This window comes from Asanoa ishikariensis, from assembly GCF_900107455.1.
Taxonomy (GTDB): Bacteria; Actinomycetota; Actinomycetes; order Mycobacteriales; family Micromonosporaceae; genus Asanoa; species Asanoa ishikariensis.
Genome location: NZ_FNQB01000001.1, coordinates 1,040,798 through 1,060,427 on the forward strand (window position 1 = coordinate 1,040,798; position 19,630 = coordinate 1,060,427).

At 71.7% G+C, this 19,630-nt stretch carries 19 protein-coding genes and 1 pseudogene; 10 read left to right on the top strand and 10 right to left on the bottom strand.

Annotated elements, in window-relative coordinates:
- The first annotated feature begins 27 nt into the window (after window positions 1-27).
- The 4 genes from BLV39_RS04845 (at window position 28) to BLV39_RS04860 (ending at window position 3,881) form a co-directional block, all read left to right on the top strand.
- A complete protein-coding gene (locus BLV39_RS04845; RefSeq protein WP_090787761.1) occupies window positions 28-771 on the top strand; it encodes a DUF3152 domain-containing protein in 744 nt (247 codons plus the stop codon).
- Between the two features lie 120 nt (window positions 772-891).
- Window positions 892-1,638 (top strand): DUF3152 domain-containing protein, encoded by a 747-nt coding sequence (locus tag BLV39_RS04850; RefSeq protein WP_244895837.1) that lies wholly within the window; start codon window positions 892-894, stop codon window positions 1,636-1,638.
- Window positions 1,639-1,745: 107 nt separating this feature from the next.
- Complete coding sequence (moeZ, locus tag BLV39_RS04855; RefSeq protein WP_090787767.1) at window positions 1,746-2,927, top strand: adenylyltransferase/sulfurtransferase MoeZ; 1,182 nt, start codon at window positions 1,746-1,748, stop codon at window positions 2,925-2,927.
- A gap of 75 nt (window positions 2,928-3,002) precedes the next feature.
- Window positions 3,003-3,881 carry a prenyltransferase/squalene oxidase repeat-containing protein gene (locus BLV39_RS04860; protein WP_308442698.1) on the top strand — a complete coding sequence of 293 codons (879 nt, stop codon included), beginning with the start codon at window positions 3,003-3,005 and terminating at the stop codon, window positions 3,879-3,881.
- On the opposite strand, the gene BLV39_RS04865 is transcribed toward BLV39_RS04860, so the two are convergent.
- The 5 genes and pseudogenes from BLV39_RS04865 to BLV39_RS04885 form a co-directional block, all read right to left on the bottom strand.
- Window positions 3,874-5,175, bottom strand: coding sequence for a DUF2252 domain-containing protein (locus tag BLV39_RS04865; RefSeq protein ID WP_090787773.1), 1,302 nt, complete (start codon window positions 5,173-5,175; stop codon window positions 3,874-3,876). The two genes, BLV39_RS04860 and BLV39_RS04865, sit on opposite strands and share 8 nt — an antisense overlap.
- 38 nt (window positions 5,176-5,213) lie before the next feature.
- Window positions 5,214-6,002 carry an SDR family NAD(P)-dependent oxidoreductase gene (locus BLV39_RS04870; protein ID WP_090787777.1) on the bottom strand — a complete coding sequence of 263 codons (789 nt, stop codon included), beginning with the start codon at window positions 6,000-6,002 and terminating at the stop codon, window positions 5,214-5,216.
- 206 nt (window positions 6,003-6,208) lie between these two features.
- Window positions 6,209-6,739: pseudogene (locus BLV39_RS04875) on the bottom strand (NADH-quinone oxidoreductase subunit B); the annotation flags it as partial.
- Window positions 6,740-6,749: 10 nt separating this feature from the next.
- Entirely contained in the window at window positions 6,750-8,207 is a 1,458-nt protein-coding gene (locus BLV39_RS04880; RefSeq protein WP_090787780.1) for a pyridoxal phosphate-dependent decarboxylase family protein, read from the bottom strand.
- Window positions 8,208-8,217: 10 nt separating this feature from the next.
- A complete protein-coding gene (locus BLV39_RS04885) occupies window positions 8,218-9,603 on the bottom strand; it encodes an MFS transporter (protein ID WP_090787783.1) in 1,386 nt (461 codons plus the stop codon).
- 89 nt (window positions 9,604-9,692) lie between these two features.
- Here BLV39_RS04885 and BLV39_RS04890 point away from each other — a divergent pair, with 89 nt between their 5' ends.
- Window positions 9,693-11,090: a gamma-glutamyltransferase gene (locus tag BLV39_RS04890; RefSeq protein ID WP_176984774.1), complete on the top strand. Its 1,398-nt coding sequence runs from the start codon at window positions 9,693-9,695 to the stop codon at window positions 11,088-11,090.
- 6 nt (window positions 11,091-11,096) lie between these two features.
- Here the strand turns inward: BLV39_RS04890 and BLV39_RS04895 are convergent, their stop codons facing one another.
- A complete protein-coding gene (locus BLV39_RS04895; protein WP_090791139.1) occupies window positions 11,097-11,402 on the bottom strand; it encodes an MGMT family protein in 306 nt (101 codons plus the stop codon).
- 60 nt (window positions 11,403-11,462) lie between these two features.
- Here BLV39_RS04895 and proB point away from each other — a divergent pair, with 60 nt between their 5' ends.
- Together proB and BLV39_RS04905 are read left to right on the top strand one after the other, a co-directional pair.
- Window positions 11,463-12,572: a glutamate 5-kinase gene (proB, locus tag BLV39_RS04900; RefSeq protein WP_090787789.1), complete on the top strand. Its 1,110-nt coding sequence runs from the start codon at window positions 11,463-11,465 to the stop codon at window positions 12,570-12,572.
- Window positions 12,573-12,597: 25 nt separating this feature from the next.
- Window positions 12,598-13,842: a glutamate-5-semialdehyde dehydrogenase gene (locus tag BLV39_RS04905; protein WP_090791141.1), complete on the top strand. Its 1,245-nt coding sequence runs from the start codon at window positions 12,598-12,600 to the stop codon at window positions 13,840-13,842.
- Here BLV39_RS04905 and BLV39_RS04910 read toward each other — a convergent pair.
- The 4 genes from BLV39_RS04910 to BLV39_RS04925 form a co-directional block, all read right to left on the bottom strand.
- Window positions 13,831-14,883 carry a glucose 1-dehydrogenase gene (locus BLV39_RS04910; protein ID WP_090787792.1) on the bottom strand — a complete coding sequence of 351 codons (1,053 nt, stop codon included), beginning with the start codon at window positions 14,881-14,883 and terminating at the stop codon, window positions 13,831-13,833. The genes BLV39_RS04905 and BLV39_RS04910 overlap by 12 nt on opposite strands.
- A gap of 45 nt (window positions 14,884-14,928) precedes the next feature.
- Entirely contained in the window at window positions 14,929-15,669 is a 741-nt protein-coding gene (locus BLV39_RS04915) for a hypothetical protein (protein ID WP_090787795.1), read from the bottom strand.
- The gene (locus BLV39_RS04920) at window positions 15,662-16,159 is read right to left on the bottom strand and encodes a SigE family RNA polymerase sigma factor (RefSeq protein ID WP_176984775.1); all 498 of its coding nucleotides are present in this window, start codon (window positions 16,157-16,159) and stop codon (window positions 15,662-15,664) included. Before BLV39_RS04920 ends, BLV39_RS04915 begins: the two co-directional genes overlap by 8 nt.
- Before the next feature lie 445 nt (window positions 16,160-16,604).
- The gene (locus BLV39_RS04925) at window positions 16,605-17,573 is read right to left on the bottom strand and encodes an isopenicillin N synthase family dioxygenase (protein ID WP_090787801.1); all 969 of its coding nucleotides are present in this window, start codon (window positions 17,571-17,573) and stop codon (window positions 16,605-16,607) included.
- A 22-nt stretch (window positions 17,574-17,595) separates the two neighbouring features.
- Here BLV39_RS04925 and BLV39_RS04930 point away from each other — a divergent pair, with 22 nt between their 5' ends.
- The 3 genes from BLV39_RS04930 to BLV39_RS04940 are packed head-to-tail and all read left to right on the top strand — an operon-like array spanning window position 17,596 to window position 19,528.
- Window positions 17,596-18,165, top strand: coding sequence for an NADH-quinone oxidoreductase subunit C (locus BLV39_RS04930; protein WP_090787804.1), 570 nt, complete (start codon window positions 17,596-17,598; stop codon window positions 18,163-18,165).
- Window positions 18,165-19,124 (top strand): complex I subunit 1/NuoH family protein, encoded by a 960-nt coding sequence (locus BLV39_RS04935; protein WP_090791143.1) that lies wholly within the window; start codon window positions 18,165-18,167, stop codon window positions 19,122-19,124. Before BLV39_RS04930 ends, BLV39_RS04935 begins: the two co-directional genes overlap by 1 nt.
- A complete protein-coding gene (locus tag BLV39_RS04940; protein WP_090787807.1) occupies window positions 19,121-19,528 on the top strand; it encodes an ester cyclase in 408 nt (135 codons plus the stop codon). The genes BLV39_RS04935 and BLV39_RS04940 overlap by 4 nt, the downstream gene beginning before the upstream one ends.
- Window positions 19,529-19,630: the final 102 nt, after the last annotated feature.

Here is a 19,630-nt window from a genome sequence, read left to right on the forward strand (position 1 = left end):
CTGTCGCTCCTGGTCGGAATCGGTTTGATGCTGTTCGGCCTGCCGTTGCGCGCCGGGCAGACCGACGGGGTGGCGCAGTCGCCGCCGTCCGGCCCCGCCGACACCGGATCGCCGTCCTCATCGCCGGCCGTCAAGCCGACGAAGGCGCCGCCGCCGGTCTACCGGTTGAAGGGCACTCCACCGCGCCGGGGTGACAACACCTTCCGTTACGGGAAGACCACCGGGAAGGTCGCCGGGAAGTCCGGCACGCTGCGCCGCTACCGGATCGCGGTGGAGAACGGATCCAAGGAAGACATCGAGGCGTTCGGCGACCAGGTCGACGCCGCGCTGAGTGACAAGCGGAGCTGGATCGCGAGCGGCGACCTGCGGCTCCAGCGGGTCGCGGACGGCGAGGACTACAGCTTCACCGTCTACCTGGCCACCGCCGACACCTCGCACGACATGTGTGCCCGCGGCGGCACGAACACCAACGTGGACGGCGACCCGTACACCTCGTGCCGGACCGTCGGGAAAGTGATCATCAACCTCGACCGGTGGAACATGTCCGTTCCCCAGTTCATCGAGTCGAAGATCCCGCTCTCGGTCTACCGCACCTACGTGGCCAACCACGAGACCGGGCACGAGCTCGGCAACCATCACGTGGCCTGTCCGGGCAGGGGCAAGCCGGCGCCGGTGATGATGACCCAGACCCTGGGCCTCAACGGCTGCAAGCCGAATCCGTTTCCGTACGTCAACGGAAAGCTCAACACCGGCCCGCCAGCCAACCAATAAGCGAGCAATGTCCGAAATGACCTGGCATCGTGTTGGTTCATGGCGACGCCGATCTCAGGCCACCGGCTCCCCGCACCACGCACACCCGAACCCCCGCCCACACCAGACCGCCATCGCGGCATGCTGGCGGTCGGCCTCGCGCTGATCGCGAGCGCGGCCCTGCTGATGGCCGTCAACCACGCCCGCCGCTCGCCCGACGCGGCACCGCACCCGAGCCAGACCCAGGCCGGGTCGCCGGTCCCCGGGAAGATCGGGCCCTTCGCGGCGCCGAGCGCGTCGCCGACCGGCAAGGCCGGCCCGGCGCCCGACGGGCCTGGTGTGTTCAGCACCGAGCGGGGCAACGGTCCCACCCTCGGTCGCGGCACGGACCTGCACCGGTTCCACGTCGTGGTGGAGAAGGGCATCAACCTGGACCTGGCGCCGTTCGTCGCCTCCGTCGACACCATCCTCGGCGACAAGCGGAGCTGGATCGCCGACGGCAAGCTCCGGCTCCGCCGGGTCGGTGCCGGCCAGCCCGCCGATTTCACGATCTATCTGGCCAGCGCGGGCACTTCCGAGCGGATGTGCGCGGAGGGCGGCCTGGACACCGAACGTTTCACCTCGTGCCAGCTCGGCGAACAGGTGATCATCAACGCCGACCGTTGGGTCAGTGCCGTGCCGTGGTTCGAGGCGCCGCTCGGGCAGTACCAGGCGTACGCGGTGAACCACGAGGTCGGCCACCAGCTCGGCCACCAGCACGAGGCGTGCCCGGCACCGGGCGCGGCGGCGCCGGTGATGCAGCAGCAGACGTACGGTATGCAGGGCTGTCTGCCCAACGGCTGGCCCTACGTCAACGGCCGGCGCTACACCGGACCGCCTATTCCCTGACGCGAGTCAAGGGGACGTGGCGCGTGTCATGGCAGTGGGGCGTGTCCCGAGCAACAATTGCTCGGCACCACCACATCGATCCGACCAGATACCCGGGGAGACCCACCGTGTCATTGCCCCCGCTCGTCGAGCCCGCCGCCGAGCTCTCCGTCGACGAGATCCGCCGCTACTCGCGCCACCTGATCATTCCGGACGTCGGGGTGACGGGGCAGAAGCGGCTCAAGAACGCCCGGGTGCTCTGTGTCGGCGCCGGCGGCCTCGGCTCGCCGGCGTTGATGTATCTCGCCGCCGCCGGGGTCGGCACGCTCGGCATCGTCGACTTCGACACCGTCGACGAGAGCAACCTCCAGCGGCAGATCATCCACGGCCAGTCCGACATCGGCCGGTCGAAGGCCGAGTCCGCCGCGGCGACGGTCAAGGAGATCAACCCGTACGTCAACGTGATCATCCACAACACGGCGCTGGACCGCGACAACGTCAAGGAGATCTTCTCCGAGTACGACCTGATCGTGGACGGCACCGACAACTTCGCCACCCGCTACATGGTCAACGACGCCGCGGTGCTGCTCGGCAAGCCGTACGTGTGGGGCTCGATCTACCGCTTCGACGGCCAGGCGTCGGTGTTCTGGGCCGAGCACGGCCCCTGCTACCGCTGCCTCTACCCGGAGCCCCCGCCGCCCGGCATGGTGCCGTCCTGCGCCGAGGGTGGCGTGCTCGGCGTCCTGTGCGGCTCGATCGGCGCGATCCAGGTGACAGAGGCGATCAAGCTGCTGACCGGGATCGGCGAGCCGCTGGTCGGTGGCCTGACGGTCTACGACGCGCTGGAGATGTCGTACCGCAAGATCAAGGTCCGCAAGGACCCGGACTGCGTGCTGTGCGGCGAGAACCCGACGCTGACCGACCTGATGGAGGACTACGACGACTTCTGCGGCGCGGTCTCCGTCGAGGCGCAGGAGGCGACCCTCGACGCGACGATCACCGCCCGGGAACTCAAGGAGTGGCAGGACGCCGGCAAGGACTTCTTCCTGGTCGACGTCCGTGAGCCCGCCGAATACGAGATCGTCCGGATCCCGGGCTCGACCCTGATCCCCAAGGGCGACATCCTCAACGGCGAGGCGCTGGCCAACCTGCCCCAGGACCGGCAGATCGTGCTGCACTGCAAGTCGGGCGTCCGCTCCGCGGAGGCGCTGGCGGCGGTGAAGGCGGCCGGCTTCAAGGACGCCGTGCACCTCCAGGGCGGCGTGCTCTCCTGGATCAAGCAGATCGATCCGAGCCTCCCCGCTTACTGAGCAAACCGACAAAAGCCAGTCCCACCGGCTCGGTGGGACTGGCTTTTCTCAGTTCTAAACCAGGCCGACGGGCCGTTGACCTTGGCCAACCGCTTGAGGCGGACTCGCCTTTCCGGCGGTACCGTTTCGGCCGTGGTGGATCTGGACGCGGCGATCGGATTCGTGGTCGCCCATGGCGACGCGGTCGACCGCGCCCGCCTGTCGTGGTTGCGGGTGGGCGCGCCGCCGCAACCCGCGATCCTCGACGACGCGGAGGTGGGCCAGGCCGCCGACGGCGGTTGGCCCGCGATCTGGGGCGGCGACATGGCCTCGGTCGACGCGACCTGCTTCCGACTCGCCGAACTCGACGACCTCGGTGCGCTGGGCCGCCCGGCGGCCCGGCGCGCGCTGGACTGGCTGGCCACCCGGCAGCGGCCGGACGGCACCTGGGAGGAAGACCCGTCGCTGTCCGGCTGGGCGCCGCCGTGGGCGACACCCGGCGACCCGGAGGCGACGCTCTACCTGACCGCCAACGCCGGCTTCTGGCTCACCGTCGCGGGCCACGACGCCCGGGCCGCTGGTCCGTTCGACCAGCGGGTGGGTGGCGTCTACGCCGGGGTGGTGCAGGGCGCGGCCCACGTGTTCGCGGCCGCGATGCACTCCGACGGCACCTGGCCCTCGTTCCTGGCGGCCGGTTGGCTCGGCGCCGCGGTGCTGTACCGCCAAGAGATGTACTACGAGTCCGCCCGGATCCAGGTGGTGCTCACCGACCGGGTCCGCGACATGACCCCGTCCGACGTGACCGCGATGGCCTCGGCCCTGCGCCGGGTCGGCCTGTCGGCCGACGACACGCTGCTGTCGGCCGCCTCCCGCCGCCTGGCCCAGACCCAACGCAGCGACGGAGGCTGGGCCAGCGACGACGGCGAGGCGTTCGACGTGCACACGACGCTGGCCGCCATCCGCGCGTTCAGGTGAGCCCGGGCACCCGTCCGTTGCGGAAGAGGTCGACGAAGATCTGGTGGTCCTCGCGGGCACGGATGCCGTAGCGCTGCGCGAAGTCGACCAGGTGCGCGACGAAACCGTGCTCGTCCTTGTCGACCGCCGCGACGATGGCCTCCTCCGTCGAGAAGTCGACCAGGTCGTGGCTGGACTCGTCGTCGGCGACCGAGTGCATCCGGGCCACCGCGCGGCCCAGGTCGCCGACCACGCCCAGGAGCTCGTCGGGTTCGTTGACGTCGGCCCAGTCCAGGTCGGCGGCGTACGGCGAGACCTCGGCGACGAGCTGGCCGATCCCGTCGAGCTCCGTGTAGCCCAGCCACGGGTCCGCGTGCGCCTGGAGCGCCCGCTGGGACTCGGCGGTGCGGTGACCCTGGTGGTGGAAGTAGCCCCGGACGCGACCGTCGGTGATGTGCCGGGCCACCGCCGGCACCTGGGCCTGCTTCATGTAGATCACGACGTCGTTCTCGAGCGCCTGGGTGTTCCCCTCCAGCAGGAGGTTGTACGAGGGCAGGCCGGCCGAGCCGATCCCGACGCCCTTGCGCAGCACCACGTCCTTGATCCGCGTCGCGACCGGGCGGTGCGCCGGCAGCGTGTCCAGGTACGCGCCGAACGCCGCGACCACCGCGTCGCGCCGGGCGTCGTCGATCTCGAAGACGCCGTCGCCGACGGCGAACCGGCGCTCGTAGTTGTTGATCGTCGTCTGCGTGTCGAGCATCGCCACCCGGGTGCTCAGTCGCGCCTGCTGGAGCACGGTGCGCAGCACGCCGTCGGCGTTGGCCAGGGTGATCGAGCCGATCGCGTCGTCGCCGCCGGCCGCGATCGCGCGTAGCTCGGTCAGGTAGGCGCCGGCGAACCGGCCGACCAGGTCCGCGATCACGTCGTCGGAGAGGGCCTTCGCGTAGCCGATCAGCGCCACGCTCGCCGCGAACCGCTTGAGGTCCCAGGAGAACGGCCCGACGTACGCCTCGTCGAAGTCGTTGACGTTGAAGACCAGCTCGCCGGACCCGTTCATGTAGGTCCCGAAGTTCTCCGCGTGCAGGTCGCCGTGGATCCAGACGCGGCTGGTGTGCTCGTCGAGGAACCGGTCGTCGGCGAACTCGCCGGCCAGGTCGGCGTAGAACACCGCGGCACTCCCGCGATAGAACGCGAACGGCGACGCCGCCATCTTGCGGAACTTGCGCCGGAAGGCGGCCGGGTCGAGGGCCATCAACTGGCCGAACTCCGTGGTCAACACGTCCACCAGGGCGGTGGCACGCCGTTCGTTGGTCATGCGCCGAACGCTAGACCGCCGGTGCCACCGTGGTCATGTCAAGATTCCGTCAACTCGGCGGCCCGGGCGGCCAGCGCGGCCCGGAACGCGGGGTCGTACGCCTGCGCCCGGACCCGTTCCTCGCGCTCGCCGTCGAAGTAGCGGCCGGTGACGCCGTCCAGAGCGGGATCGTCGACGACCCGCAGCGTGGCGCGTAGTCCCTGCTCGAGGGTGGACACGGGGGCGAACTCCGCGACCCGCACCAACGTGGTCGGCATCAACGTCGCCGGGTGCAGGCAATTGACGGTGATGCCGGTGCCGGCCAGTCGCTCCGCGAGGTCGAAGGTGTCGCAGATCATGGCCAGCTTCGCCCGGCGGTACGCGCGGATTCCGTCGTACCCATGCGCCATCATCAGATCGTCGAGGTCGATGTCGGCCTGTCCGATCGACGCGACGTTGACGATCCGCGCTGTCGCTGGTTTGCGCAGCAAGGGCAGCAGCAAACGCGAGAGGAGGTGAGGCGCCAGATAGTTGACCGCTAGCCGCAGTTCGATGCCGTCGCGGGTCAGTTCGCGCGGTGCACCGGGCGCCCCGAAGCCGACGGCGGCGTTGTTGACCAGCACGTCCAATGAGTCGTAGCGGTCGCCGATCTCGGACGCGAAGCGTCGCACCGATGCCTGCTCGGCCAGGTCCGCGCGCAGCGCAACGGCCCCGGTCGCGCCGGCGACCTCAGCCAACCGGTCGGCGTGCCGCCCGTGCAGCACCAGTTCGTGCCCTCGCTCGGCCAGGGCCAGCGCCAGCGCGCGGCCGAGACCGTCGGAGGCACCGGTGATCAGGATGCGGGACATCAGTCGGCGGTCGGGTGGTGGTAGTCGACGTCGCCCTCGTCCAGCGGCACCGCGTCGTCGCCGAACGGCGCCGAGGCACCGGCCCGGTTGCCGGTGGCCTCGCGGATCGGCAGTGTGCCGTCGGGACCGAGCAGTGCGGCCATTGGGGCTGGTGGGGTGTGTGCCCAGTTGACGCTGTCGGGCAGCGCCACCGGCCGGTTGGTGCCGTCGGGCGCGGGCACCAGGGGCGCGGTCAGCGCGGTGCGGGCGGCCAGCGGGTCGGGGCGGGGCACGCCGCCAAGCCCGGCCGACTCACCGGCGATCTTGTCCTGGAGGCGGAGGATGCCGTGCATCAGCGCCTCGGGCCGGGGCGGGCAGCCGGGCACGTACACGTCGACCGGGATGATCTGGTCGACGCCCTTGGTCACCGAGTAGGAGTCCCAGTACGGTCCGCCGCAGTTGGAGCAGGCGCCGAACGAGATGACGTACTTGGGCTCGGGCATCTGGTCGTACAGCCGCTTGATCGCCGGCGCCATCTTGTCGGTCACCGTGCCGGAGACCACCATCAGGTCGGCCTGCCGAGGGCCGTGCGCGAACGGGATCACGCCGAGCCGCATGAAGTCGTGCCGGCCCATGCTGCTGGCGATGAACTCGATCGCGCAGCAGGCCAGGCCGAAGTTGAAGACCCAAAGCGAGTAGCGCCGACCCCAGTTGAGCACGAACCGGATCGGCTCTCCTAGGACGGCAGGCAGTTCCACGATCTCCAGGCTAGTCGAACGTCGGCCGCTGCAGCAGGCCCAGGAACTCCACGAGCAACCGCTCCCGCACTGGTACGGGTGCCGCGTCGAGCAGGGTGTTGACCGAGGCCACCCGGGAGGGCAGCGGTGCACCGTCGCCGCCGAGGCCGAGCGCACCGGCCAGCCCCGCCACCACCTCGGCGGTCAGCGCCGCCGGGTCGAGCGCGGTCACGAGGGCCAGCACCTCGGGCGGCAGGTCGACGGGGCCGTGCGCCTTGGCCGCCGCGGCGGCCTCCGCCAGCGCGGTGGCGAACTCCGCCACGTGCGGTGCCACCGACGCCGTGACGGTCAGGTGGATACTGGCCGGGATGTCGCCGTAGTGCATCTGCGGCTGTGTGTGGAAGCCGCGCGCCGTGAGCTCGTCGGCCAGCACGAACAGGTCCGGACCGGTGAAGCAGACGACGGTGGTGGTGGGCGGCGCCATCAGCCGCAGGCCGTCGACCGACTCGACCGCCTCGGCCAGGCCGCGCACCGCGTCGCGGGTTACCTCGGCCAGCTTCAGGTAGCCGTCGTCACCGATCCGGCGCAGGGTGGCGTACGCGGCCGCGATCGGGCCGCCCGACCGGGTCGACGAGACACCCGGGTTGATCATCGTGTAGCCGGGCCAGTCGCCGAAGGCGAAGTACTGCGGTGCCCGCAGCGACGCGTCGCGGTGCAGCAGGACCGAGGTGCCCTTCGGCGCGTACGCGTACTTGTGCAGGTCCACCGAGATCGACGTGACACCCGGCACGGCGAAGTCGAAGGCGGGCAGGTCGGCGCCGAGCCGGCGCAGGTAGGGCAGCGTCCAGCCGCCGAAGCACGCGTCGACGTGGCAGCGCACCCCGGCCGCCGCCGCCACCGCGGCGATCTCCGCCACCGGGTCGATCACGCCGTGCGCGTACGACGGTGCCGAGCAGGCCACCAGCACGGTGTCGTCGGTGATCGCGGCCGCGATGTCGGCGACCGACGGCTGCAGGGTCGAAGGTGAGACGGGCACCGCGTCCAGCGCCATGCCGAGGTAGTGCGTCGCCTTCGCGAACGCGGCGTGGCCGCTCACCGGCACCACGATCCGCGGCGCGGTGACGTCGGGCCGGGCGTCCCGCGCCGCCTTGACGGCCAGGATCAGTGACTCGGTGCCACCGCTGGTCACGCTGCCCACGACGTCCGGGGCGGTGGTGCCCGGTCCGCCACCGAGCTGCCGGGCGGCCGCGCCGACGAGCGCGTTCTCCATCGCCAGCAGCGACGGGAAGGCGGTCGGGTCCAGCCCGTTGACCGAGGCCGAGATGGCGTACGCCGCGTTGGCCAGGTCGTCGAGCCCGGGAACCCCCGGGTCGTAGACGTAGGCGAACAGGCGGCCGCCGTGCGTGGGCTGGTCGGCCCGGCGCAGCGCGCGCAGTTCGTCGAGTACCTGCTCGGCCGGCACCCCTTGTTGCGGCAACGCCTCCACCATGGCGGAGACGCTAGTTGATCGCCGCCGCTTCGGCCGCACCGACCGCCGTGCTCAGCTTGGCCTCGGTCAGGTCGTAACCACGCATCAACAGCACCGCCAGCCCCACGATCAGCCCGGGCAGCACGGTGAAGCCGAGCAGCACGCCCAGCCGCGCGGTGTCGTCCTGCGCGGCGGACGCACCGGACGACGACGAGACGTATCCGAAGGCCTGCAACACCAGCAGGTAGATGCCGGGGCCGAGGGCCAGGCCGAACGTCTCACCGGCGGTCCACAGACCCGTGAACACCCCGGCCTGCCGCTTGCCGGTGCGGGCGGTGTCGTAGGCGATGCAGTCGGGCAGCATGGCCAGACCGAAGACCTGTTGACCGGCGTACGCGACACCGAGCACCCCGACGATCAGGTAGATCAGCGCGTCGGGCAGCACCGGTGCGAGCACCAGCAGCACCGCACCGGCGGCGAACAGCAGCGACGCCAGGACGAACGCGCGGGCCTTGCCGACCCGGGCGCCCACCCGGCTCCACAGTGGCATGACCAGCAGCGCCGGCCCGACGAAGCAGGCGAACAGCACCGTCGGCCCGGTGTCGGGGGAGAACAGCACGTGGTCGGCGAAGTACTGCACACCGGCCAGGATCATCGCGATGCCGACCGCCTGGATGACGAAGCAGATCAGCAGCAGCCGGAAGGGCCGGTTGCGGGACGCCACCGCCAACTGTGCCCGCAGCGTCGGCTCGCTCTCCCGGACGGTGCCGGTCGGTGCGCGCGAGGTGCCGACGAAGACCGCGATCGTGCCGACGACGATCAGGCCGGCGACGAACACGCCCATCCAGCGGTGTCCGGGAATCCCGTCGCCGCCCGCGTTGACCACCAGCGGCGCGATCGCGCCGGAGACCAGGATGGCGATCGCCAGGACGGCCACCCGCCAGGTCAGCAGCCGGGTCCGCTCGCTGTAGGAGTCCGTGAGCTCGGCCGGCATGGCCACGTAGGGGACCTGGAAGAAGGCGTACGCGGTCGCGGCCAGCAGGAACGCGAAGGCGACGTAAGCGCCTTGGCCGGACTGGAACGGGGCCGCGAAGATCGCCGCGAACAGCACGGCGAGGGTCAGACCGCCCACCAGGAGGTACGGGCGGCGCGCGCCCCAGCGGCTGCGGGTCCGGTCGGAGATCCGCCCGGCGACCGGGTTGACCAGCACGTCCCAGGCCTTCGGCGCCCACACCAGCACGCCGGCCAGCCAGGCCGCCACGCCGAGGGTGTCGGTCAGGTAGGGCGCCAGCAGCAGCCCCGGCACGGTGCCGAACGCGCCGGTGACCAGCGAACCCAGGGCGTATCCGGCGTGCACCCGGCGTGGTAGCTGGGTACCCGATCGGGTGATCGCCGAAAGGCTGCGCCGCGCGTCCATGAGGCGGGATGTTAGCGATCCGCACGCGAGAACGGGAGATTTACCTTTACCCTGCTGGCCGAGCGGGATTATCGGACGTAAAAGGGGTGATGCCGGTGAAAGCCGGTGTGGCAGCCGGGCATCCGGCAACCACCGAGGTCGGCCTGCGGGTGCTGGCCTCGGGCGGCTCGGCCGCCGACGCGGCGGTCGCCGCTGTGCTGGCTTGCTCCGCCTCGGAGAGCGTGCTGACGGGGATAGGCGGCGGTGGCTTCGCCACGTTCTACGACGCCGCCAACCGCACGGTCACCTGCCTCGACTTCTTCTGCTCGATCCCGGGCCTGGACGGCGACGTGGCACCGCAGCCGATGCTGCCGATCGAGGTGACCTTCGGCGGGGTGCCGATGCCGTACTCGATCGGCGGCCCGAGCGTGGGCATCCCCGGCGTGCCGGCCGGCTGCGGCGAGGTGCACCGCCGCTGGGGCCGCCTGCCGTGGCACGAGGTCGTCGAGCCGGCGGTGCTGCTGGCCCGCGCCGGGGTGGCGCTGCCCGAGGCGCAGGCCCGCACGCTGGTCAGTGTCGCGCCGGCGCTGACCCCGAGCGACGGCGGCGACATCTACGCGCCCGGCGGCCGATTGCTGCGCGGCGGCGAGACGCTGCACCACCCCGGTCTGGACAAGGCCCTCGACGGGCTGGCCGACGAGGGTCCGGACATCTTCTACACCGGCCGCTACGGCGACCTGCTGGTCGACGCGGTCCGGGCGGCCGGTGGCGCGATCGGTCCCGCCGACCTGGCCGCGTACCAGGTGCTCGAACTGCCCGTGGAGCACGCCCGGCTGGCCGGGCAGCACGTCTTCGCGCGCACCGACCTCAACGGCACCATCCGCACGATCCGTGCCCTGCCCGACCCGATCCAGGACCTGTCCCGCCCGAAGCGGGCGGTGGCCGTGGCCGACGCGTTGCGGGAGCACGGCCGCCCCCGGCTGGGCGACACCACCAACGTCTCGGTCGTCGACGCGGAGGGCAACGCCTGCGTGATCACCACGACGCTCGGCATCGGCGCCGGCGTGTGGCTGCCCGGCCTCGGCATCAACCTCAACTCGATGCTCGGCGAAGGTGAGCTGATCACCGAGGACATGGCCCCCGGCCAGCGGATGCAGTCGATGATGTGCCCGCTGGTGGTGATCGGCGACGACGGCGACCTGGTGTTGGCCGCGGGTTCGGCCGGTGCCTCGCGGATCCGCACCGCGCTGGTCGACACGCTGCTCGGTGTGCTGGTCGACGGCCTCGACACGGAGACGGCGGTGGCCCGGCCCAGGTTCCACGTGGTCGACGACGCGGTGCACGCGGAGCTCGGCTATCCGGAGGATGAGCTGGCCGAGCTGGCCCGGGCCGGCTACACGATCGTGCAGTGGGAGGAGCTCAACCACTTCTTCGGCGGCGTCAGCGCGGTAGGCGTAGCGGGCGCCGGCGGCGACCCCCGCCGAGGCGGCACAGGCCAACTCCTGTAGCACCCGTCACTCGGGCCACCAGGCAGCGCGGGACAAGTCGACGCGGTCGTTTCTCATCGGCGTCGCTTCGCCGACCAGGCGCGCCAGCGCCTCTTTTTCGTGCCCGGGCACGACGCGGCCGTTGGCGGCCACGACGCGGTGCCAGGGGACGCTGCCGCCGTGCCGGGCCATGATCGCGCCGACCAGCCGGGCGGAGGCTCGGCCCGAGCGGTCGGAGAGGTAGTCCGCGATCGCGCCGTAGGACATCGCCCGCCCCGGTGGGATGCGCTCGACCACGGCGAGCACTTCCTCCACGTACTCCTCCGGATCCACGACGGCCACACTATGGGATCTAAAAGTGATCTTGAGTGACCGACCGCGCAGAATGGACCCGTGCGCGAAGCAGTAACGACGGCACGCCGGATCGTCGTCAAGATCGGGTCGTCGTCGTTGACCACGGCCGACGGTGGGCTCGACGCCGGCCGCGTCGACGCCCTCGCCGACGTGCTGGCCGCCGCGGCCCGGGCCGGTCGCGAAGTGGTGCTGGTCTCGTCCGGCGCGATCGCCGCCGGCCTCGCCCCGCTGGGCATTCCCCGTCGCCCGCGCGACCTGGCCACCCAACAGGCCGCCGCGTCCGTCGGCCAGGGCCTGCTGATCGGGCGTTACGCGGCCGCGTTCGCCCGGCACGGCCTGACCGTCGGCCAGGTGTTGCTGACCGCCGACGACGTGACCCGCCGGGCGCACTACCGCAACGCGTACCGGACGCTGCGCAAGCTGCTCGACCTCGGCGCCGTGCCGATCGTCAACGAGAACGACACCGTGGCCACCGACGAGATCCGGTTCGGCGACAACGACCGGCTCGCCGCGCTGGTCGCCGCCCTGGTCGACGCCGACCTGCTGGTGCTGCTCTCCGACGTCGACGCGCTCTACACCGGTGACCCGCGCAAGCCCGGCGCGAGCCGGGTCGACGAGGTGCGCGCCGAGGCCGACCTGGCCGGCGTGGCGGTCGGCGGTGCCGGGCGGGCCGGCGTCGGCACCGGCGGCATGGTGACCAAGGTGGAGGCGGCCCGGATCGCCACCGGCTTCGGCATCCCGGTGGTGCTGACCTCCGCGCCGAACGCGGCCGACGCGCTGGCCGGCGAGCCGGTCGGCACCCTGTTCCACCGGATGTCCCACCGGCCCACGGCCCGGTTGTTCTGGCTGGCCCACGCGACCTCGCCACGCGGCCGGCTGCACCTGGACCCGGGCGCCGTGCAGGCGGTGGTGGCCAGGCGCAAGTCGCTGCTGCCGGCCGGCATCACCGCGGTCGACGGGGTGTTCACCGCCGGCGACCCGGTCGACCTGGTCGACACGTCGGGCGCGCCGGTCGCCCGGGGCCTGGTCAACTACGACGCGGTCGAGCTGCCGGCGCTGCTCGGCCGCTCGACCGGCGACCTGGCGGCCGAGCTCGGCCCCGGCTACGAGCGTGAGGTCGTCCACCGCGACGACCTCGTACTGTTGTGATTTCGTCACTGTGATGGAGGACCGGATGAGCGTGCGGGAGCAGGCGGAGCAGGCCCGGGTGGCAGCGGTCACCCTCGCGGCGACGCCGCGGGCGGAGAAGGACCGCGCTCTGCTCGGCATGGCCGACGCGTTGGTCGCCCGCTCGCCCGAGGTCATCGAGGCCAATGCGGCCGACCTGGCCGCCGGCCGCGCTGCCGGGCTCTCCGACGCGATCCTCGACCGGCTGGCGCTGACCCCGGCCCGGGTCACCGCCATCGCCGCCGCGCTGCGCGAGATGGCCGGCCTGCCGGACCCGGTCGGCGAGGTGGTCCGCGGCTCGACCCTGCCCAACGGGCTGGAGCTGCGGCAGGTCCGGGTGCCGTTCGGCGTGGTCGGCATGATCTACGAAGGCCGGCCCAACGTCACCGTCGACGCCGCCGGCATCTGCCTCAAGTCCGGCAACGCGGCGCTGCTCCGCGGCTCGTCGTCGGCCGCCAACTCCAACGCCAAGCTGGTCGAGATCCTGCGCGAGGCGCTCGAGGTGGCCGGGCTGCCGGCCGACGCGGTGCAGTTGCTCGACTCGTCCACCCGCGACTCCGTCAAGGAGCTGATGCGCGCCCGAGGCCTGGTCGACGTGCTGATCCCGCGCGGCGGGGCGTCGTTGATCCGGGCCGTGGTCGAAGAGTCCACGGTGCCGGTGATCGAGACCGGCGTCGGCAACTGCCACGTCTACGTCGACGCGGCGGCCGACCTCGAAAAGGCGGTGGCGATCGTCCTCAACTCCAAGACCCAGCGGCTGTCGACCTGCAACACCGCCGAGTCGCTGTTGGTGCACGCCGACGTCGCCGACGCGTTCCTGCCCCGCGTGCTGGCCGCCTTCGCCGAGGCCGGCGTGACCGTGCACGGCTCGCCCGAGGTGGCCGCGCACTCGGCCGACGTGGTCCCGGCCACCGACGACGACTTCGCCACCGAATACCTGTCGGCCGACATCTCGGCCGCCGTGGTCCCGTCCCTGGCAGCCGCGGTCGACCACATCCGGCGCTACGGCACGCAGCACACCGAGGCCATCGTGACCGAGTCGCTGGCCGCGTCGCGCGAGTTCGTCGCCGCGGTCGACGCGGCCGCGGTGATGGTCAACGCGTCGACCCGGTTCACCGACGGCGGCGAGTTCGGGTTCGGCGCCGAGATCGGCATCTCGACGCAGAAGCTGCACGCCCGTGGCCCGATGGGCCTGCCCGAGCTGACCTCGACCAAATACGTGGTCACCGGCGACGGCCAGCTACGCGGTTAGGAACTCCACGACGACCTTGATGTCGTCGGCCTGCGGCGGCCCGTACGCCTCGCGGTAGTTCTCGACCGGCACCCGGCGGGTGATCAACCGGTTGAGCCACTTCCGGTTGGCGGCGGCCAGCGCCTCGGCGCCCGCCTTCCAGTGCCGGGCGTTGGCGTTGACCGAGCCGAAGACCACGTTGTTCTCCAGCACCAGCGCCCGGTTGAGCGCGCCCGCGTCGACCGGGATCTGGTGGCCGCCGGTGGACACGCCGGTCAGGCAGACCACGCCGCACGGGCCGACCGCGTCCATCACGCCGAACACCACCGGCGGGGCGCCCGTGCACTCCAGCACCAGGTCGGGCGCGAAACCTAGCTCGTGCACGGGCTTGCTGTGGTACGTGGCACCCAGGTCATGGGTGAGCTGCGGCTTGGGGCCGTCGGTGGCCAGGTCGAGCACGTGCACGTCGAGGTCGCGCTGCTTGCCCAGCAGGGCGGCCAGCAGGCCGATCGGCCCGGCCCCGGTGATCAGCACGTTCTCCGGCTGCCAGGGGTCCCGCTCGATGAACCGGTCGATCAGCTCCCAGGCCTTGGCGACCACGCTGGTCGGTTCGAGCAGCACGCCGAGCAGGCCGAGCGACCGGTCCAGCTTGACCGCGTGCCCGGGCTCGATCCGCCAGCGGTCCCGGGCGAAGCCGTCCAGGGCCTTGATCCCGTGCTCGGTGTACTGGCCGTTGCGACACATGTCCCACTGGCCCTCCGCGCAGTTGGCACACGGCACGGGGTCGGGGTGCCGGACGATGCCGGCGACCAGGTCGCCGAACTTCAGCCGGCCGGTCGGGTCCTGGACCACGCGGCCGAGCGACTCGTGCCCGATCACCAGCCGGTCGCCGCCGGGCGGGGCCTCGCCATAGTCGCCGGCGATGATCTCCCGGTCGGTGCCGCACACGCCGACCGCGACCGCCTCCACCAGCAGCCCGCCCTCGCTCTCGGCGGGCTCGGGGAAGTCCTCGGCCAGCCGCAGCGAGTCCTTGGTGCCGGGTGAGACGGTCAGTGCCCGCATAGGACCATCTTGCGGCCCAGGCCCGCCGCGCGCTCAGAAACCGGGTCAGCGCAGGCAGATCTCGCCGTCCTCGCTGGCCAGCACCGAGTCGCCGGGGAACGGCGCGACCTCACCGGCCGCGATGATCAGGGGAATCGACGGGTTGGAGCGCAGCACGTACCAGGGGCCGACGCAGACCGACGACTCCCGCAGCGTGGTCGTCACCCGCGGCTCGCGCGCGGACAAGGTGTGCCGTTCGGTGGCGAACAGCGTCTGCGACCCGTCGCGCTGCGTCTCGTAGGTCACCCAGGACACGACGATCTCCGCGTTGGGACAGACCGGCCCGGCCGAGATCACCAGTTGGCTGCCCGTGGCGGCGGCGATCACCTCCGAGACGCAGTTCGCCGGAGGGATCGCCGCCCCGTCCGGCTGCGTCGGCGGGATGCTCTCGTCGGGTGCGTCGTCCTCCGGCGCCGTGGTGGACGGTGGGCTCGTCGCCGGCCCGGTAGGTGCGGACGTCGGCGGTGCGTACGGCGGGAGGAGCACGCTCGGGTGCGCCGCGGTGCCGCCCACGGTCGGTGGTTGGGCCACGTTGGCCGCCGGCTGTTCCATCAGCGGCAGCCGGACGAGCGTGATCACCCCGGCGACGGCGATCGCGGCGGCCGCCACGCCACCGACCCGGCGCTGCCGGCGGCGCCGGACGGTCTCCCGCACCGACTCGACCCCCGGCGGGCGCAGCAACGGGTCGATCGACTCGGTCAGCTCGGCGAACGCGTGGTGCACGCGGTCGGGCGGCGGCTCACGCACTGCGCACCTCCGGACTCGCGTGGACGTCGTCGTCGGTCAGCCGCAGCGCGAGCGTCGCGCGGCCCCGGTGCAACCAGGACTTGACCGTGCCCTCGGCCGCGCCGGTGAGCTCGGCGATCTCGGCGATCGACACGTCGGCCAGGTAGAACAACACCACGGCCTGGCGCTGCCGTTCGGGCAGGGTGGCTAGCGCGGCCCGCAGCGCGACCGCGTCCGGGCCCGGCCCGGGTGCGTGCTCCTCGCGCACGTTGCGGGTCAGGTGCAGCAACCGGCGGGCTCGCCGCCAGCGGCTGGTCGCGAGGTTCCACGCGACCCGGCGCACCCACGCGCCGGGGTCATCCAATGTGGACCAGCGCGGCCATGCCCGGCAGAATGCCTCCTGCACCACGTCCTGCGCCTCGGCCAGATCGCCCGTGTGGGCGAACAGCTGATGCGTCAGGGTGCGGAACCACGCGGCGTAGAACTCCGCGAAGTCGAGCTTGTCGGGCACAACACTCCCGGGGTCGACGGCACCCACACAGTATCCCGTCGATGCAGCCGTGCTTATTGTCGTAATTCGGCCGACGCGGGGGCGGTGTTGGGGTGAAACTGAGTGCCATGACGCGATCGCGGCAAATCAACGCCTCGCAATCCCGTCGACTGGTCCAGGACCCGTGCGACGACGAGAGCTGCCCCAACTGCTACGGCGACCCGGCGCAGGCAGCGGCCGTGCGTCGCGCCGGCCGGCTACCCGACCGCAACCACCGCCTAGAAGAACGCCCCGAAACGGATTAAGGGGTGTCTCGTGGATCAGGGCGGCACTCCGCCGGGTCCAGACGACGCCCGACCGCACGCGAAGAGCGGCCAGATACAACACCGGTATCCGACCACTCTCCGCGCACGCCCGGACGCCGCCTGGACCTCGCCGGAGCACCACCCTGATCCACGAGACACCCCTAGCCCCTCAGCTCCGGGAAGACCTTGGCCACCTTGGCGGTCAGGTAGTCCCCGTAGCTGCCGGTGAACGCCACCGGGTCCGCGCCGTCCCAGCGCGGCTCACCGGTCGCCGTCGTGCGCGCCCGGCCCGGCAGCGGCGGCACCTCCGCCATGAAGTCCGGGTCGAAGAAGAAGGGGTACGAGAGCCGCTCGTTGCCGCTCACGTTGCGCACCCGGTGCAGGGTCGACCGGTACCACCCGCCGGTCAGCCGTTCGAGCATGTCGCCGATGTTGCAGACGAACGTGCCCGGCAGCGGGGGAGCGTCGACCCAGCCACCCGGCGTACGTACCGCCAGACCGCCGTTGGGGTCCTGCGCCAGCAGCGTGAGCAGGCCGTAGTCCGTGTGCTCGCCGACGCCCCACTCGTCGGTGTCCGGCGGCTGCGGCGGGTAGTGGAAGATCCGGAACAGCACCGTCGGCACCCGGGTGTAGCCGGCCGCGAAGTAGTCGATGGGCAGGTCCAGGCTGCGGGCGACCCCGCGCAGCACGTCCTGGGCCAGCCCGGTCAACGCCGCGATGTAGTCGAGTACCGCGCCACGCAGCGAAGGCACCTCGGCCGGGAACAGGTTGCGCCCGTGCAGCGGCAGCCCCGTGCGCGGGTCACCCGCCGGAAGCTCCTCGCCGAAGTAGATGCCTTCCTTGCGGTCCGGCCGGCCGGCGGTCAGCTCGCCGCCCAGGGGGAAGTAGCCCCGCCAGGCCGGGCCGGCGTGCCGCATCGCGATCGCCAGCTTCCGCGGCTCCGGCAGCGCGAAGAACGCCCGGGCCGCCGTGTCCAACCGCGCCAGCAGGTCGGCCGGGATCCCGTGCCCGGTCACGTAGAAGAACCCGGTGTCCCGGCACGCGGACTCGATCTCCCGAGCCACCCCGTCCGGGTCGTCGCCGGTACGCAGTGGGCCGACATCGATCACCGGGAGCCTCGTCTCCGCCATGTGCAGAGCCTAGGATCTCCGCATGACCCCGGAGGAGATCGGAGCGCGGCTGATCGAGTTGATCGCCGGCGAGGCCTCCGTCTCCGGCGGCAACGCGCACGCCCGGGCGACGTTCGACGTGCCGCCCGCCGGGTGGGCCGAGGCGATCCGGGTCGCCCGCGACGACACCGCTCTGGCCTGCGACTTCTTTGACTGGCTGTCCGCGGTCGACGAGCTCGACGACGGCTTCGCGGTGGTCGCGCACCTCTGGTCGACCAGTCAGCACCACGGTTTGCTGCTGCGCACGCGGGTGCCGCGGCCCGAGCCGGTGGTCGACACGGTCGTGCCGATCTTCCCGGGCGCGGCCTGGCACGAGCGCGAGACCCACGAGATGTTCGGCATCGACTTCGCCGGCCACCCCGACCTCAAGCCGCTGCTGCTGCCGCCGGAGTTCGAGGGTCATCCGCTGCGCAAGGAGTTCGTGCTCGCCGCCCGGGTCGCCAAGTCGTGGCCGGGCGCCAAGGAGCCGGGGGAGAGCGAGGCCGGCACCGCCAAGCGCGCGCCGATGCGTCCGCCGGGCGTGCCGGCGCCGGGCGAGTGGGGACCGGCCTGATGCCGCTCTGGCTGGAGGTCCTCGTCCGCGTGGTCGGCGTCGTCGCCGCGTTCCTGGTCCTCCCGCTGGTCGTCGGCCAGACCGAGCACAAGGTGATGGCACACATGCAGGGCCGGCTCGGCCCGATGTACGCCGGCGCCTACCACGGTTGGGCGCAGCTCATCGCCGACGGCATCAAGTTCGTGCAGAAGGAAGACGTCACGCCGGCCGCCGCGGACCGGGCGGTGTTCCGGCTGGCGCCGATGGTCGCCCTGGTTCCCTACCTGCTGGTGCTGCTCGTCATACCGCTCGGCCCGGGTGACCTGGTCGGGCAGAACCTCGACGTCGGGCTGTTCTTCGTGCTCGCCGTGCTCGGCGTCGGCGTGGTCGCGGTGCTCATGTCGGCCTGGGCCTCGGCCAACAAATACAGCCTGCTCGGTGGCCTGCGGGGCGCGGCGCAGTTGCTCGGCTACGAGCTGCCGATGGTGCTCGCCGCGGCCAGCGTCGCGATGGCGGCCGGCACGCTGAGCCTGACCGGCATCGTCGAGGCGTGGCGGCCGTGGTGGCTGATCTGGCAGCTCCCGGCGCTGGTGGTGTTCTTCGTGGCCGGCCTCGCCGAGATCCGCCGGCCGCCGTTCGACATGCCGATCGCCGACTCCGAGCTCGTGTTCGGCTACCTCACCGAATACACCGGCCTGCGCTTCGCGTTCTTCCTGCTCGCCGAGTACGTGGGCATCGTGGTGATCGCGGCGCTGACCACCGTGCTGTTCCTCGGCGGCTGGAAAGGCCCGCTCGACGACCAGCTCGGCTGGCTGTGGACGCTGATCAAGATCTTCGCGGTCGCGTTCGTCGTGATCTGGTTCCGGGTCGCCTACCCCCGGCTGCGCGAGGACCAGTTGCAGCGGCTGTGCTGGCTGGTCCTGGTGCCGGTGTCACTGGGCCAGCTCGTGCTGACCGCGGCCGTGCGGGTGGCCCTGTGAGCGACCGCGAGGCCGCCGTCCGGCGGTTGATCGCCGACGTGTGGAACGGCGCCAACGAGGCCACCGCGTACGAGCTGATCTCGCCCGACTGCCCCGGCCTGGGCGCGAGCGGCCCGGTCGGCGTGCTCGCCTGGCACCACGAGCGTCGAGCGTCCTTTCCGGACCTCCGCTACAAGGTCGTCGACCTGATCGTCAGCGCCGACCGGGCGGCCGTGCACTGGCGGGCCGCCGGCACCCAGACGGGTCAATTCGGGCCGGTGCCACCAACGGGCACGTTGGTCAGCTATTCGGGTGCCACGTTCCTGCGCTTCGACCCCGAAGGGCTGATCTCCGACATCTGGAGCGTCAACGAGCTGTTCCAACTCCTTCAGCAACTAGGTGTCGAAATGTTGCCCCCCGCTTAGCGAAAGCCAACCCTGCGGGCGACCGCACGCTTGCAATGCGTGGTTGAATGCCGACATCGACACGCGTCTGGGTGCGTCGGTGCCCACTCCCAGTCTCCGGCG

Coding starts and splice junctions, on each gene's coding strand:
- BLV39_RS04845 (WP_090787761.1), top strand. CDS start 28: ATGCTGTTCGGCCTGCCGTTGCGCGCCGGGCAGACCGACGGGGTGGCG.
- BLV39_RS04850 (WP_244895837.1), top strand. CDS start 892: ATGCTGGCGGTCGGCCTCGCGCTGATCGCGAGCGCGGCCCTGCTGATG.
- BLV39_RS04865 (WP_090787773.1), bottom strand. CDS start 5,175: ATGACCAACGAACGGCGTGCCACCGCCCTGGTGGACGTGTTGACCACG.
- BLV39_RS04870 (WP_090787777.1), bottom strand. CDS start 6,002: ATGTCCCGCATCCTGATCACCGGTGCCTCCGACGGTCTCGGCCGCGCG.
- BLV39_RS04880 (WP_090787780.1), bottom strand. CDS start 8,207: ATGGTGGAGGCGTTGCCGCAACAAGGGGTGCCGGCCGAGCAGGTACTC.
- BLV39_RS04885 (WP_090787783.1), bottom strand. CDS start 9,603: ATGGACGCGCGGCGCAGCCTTTCGGCGATCACCCGATCGGGTACCCAG.
- BLV39_RS04890 (WP_176984774.1), top strand. CDS start 9,693: ATGCCGGTGAAAGCCGGTGTGGCAGCCGGGCATCCGGCAACCACCGAG.
- BLV39_RS04905 (WP_090791141.1), top strand. CDS start 12,598: ATGAGCGTGCGGGAGCAGGCGGAGCAGGCCCGGGTGGCAGCGGTCACC.
- BLV39_RS04910 (WP_090787792.1), bottom strand. CDS start 14,883: ATGCGGGCACTGACCGTCTCACCCGGCACCAAGGACTCGCTGCGGCTG.
- BLV39_RS04925 (WP_090787801.1), bottom strand. CDS start 17,573: ATGGCGGAGACGAGGCTCCCGGTGATCGATGTCGGCCCACTGCGTACC.
- BLV39_RS04930 (WP_090787804.1), top strand. CDS start 17,596: ATGACCCCGGAGGAGATCGGAGCGCGGCTGATCGAGTTGATCGCCGGC.
- BLV39_RS04935 (WP_090791143.1), top strand. CDS start 18,165: ATGCCGCTCTGGCTGGAGGTCCTCGTCCGCGTGGTCGGCGTCGTCGCC.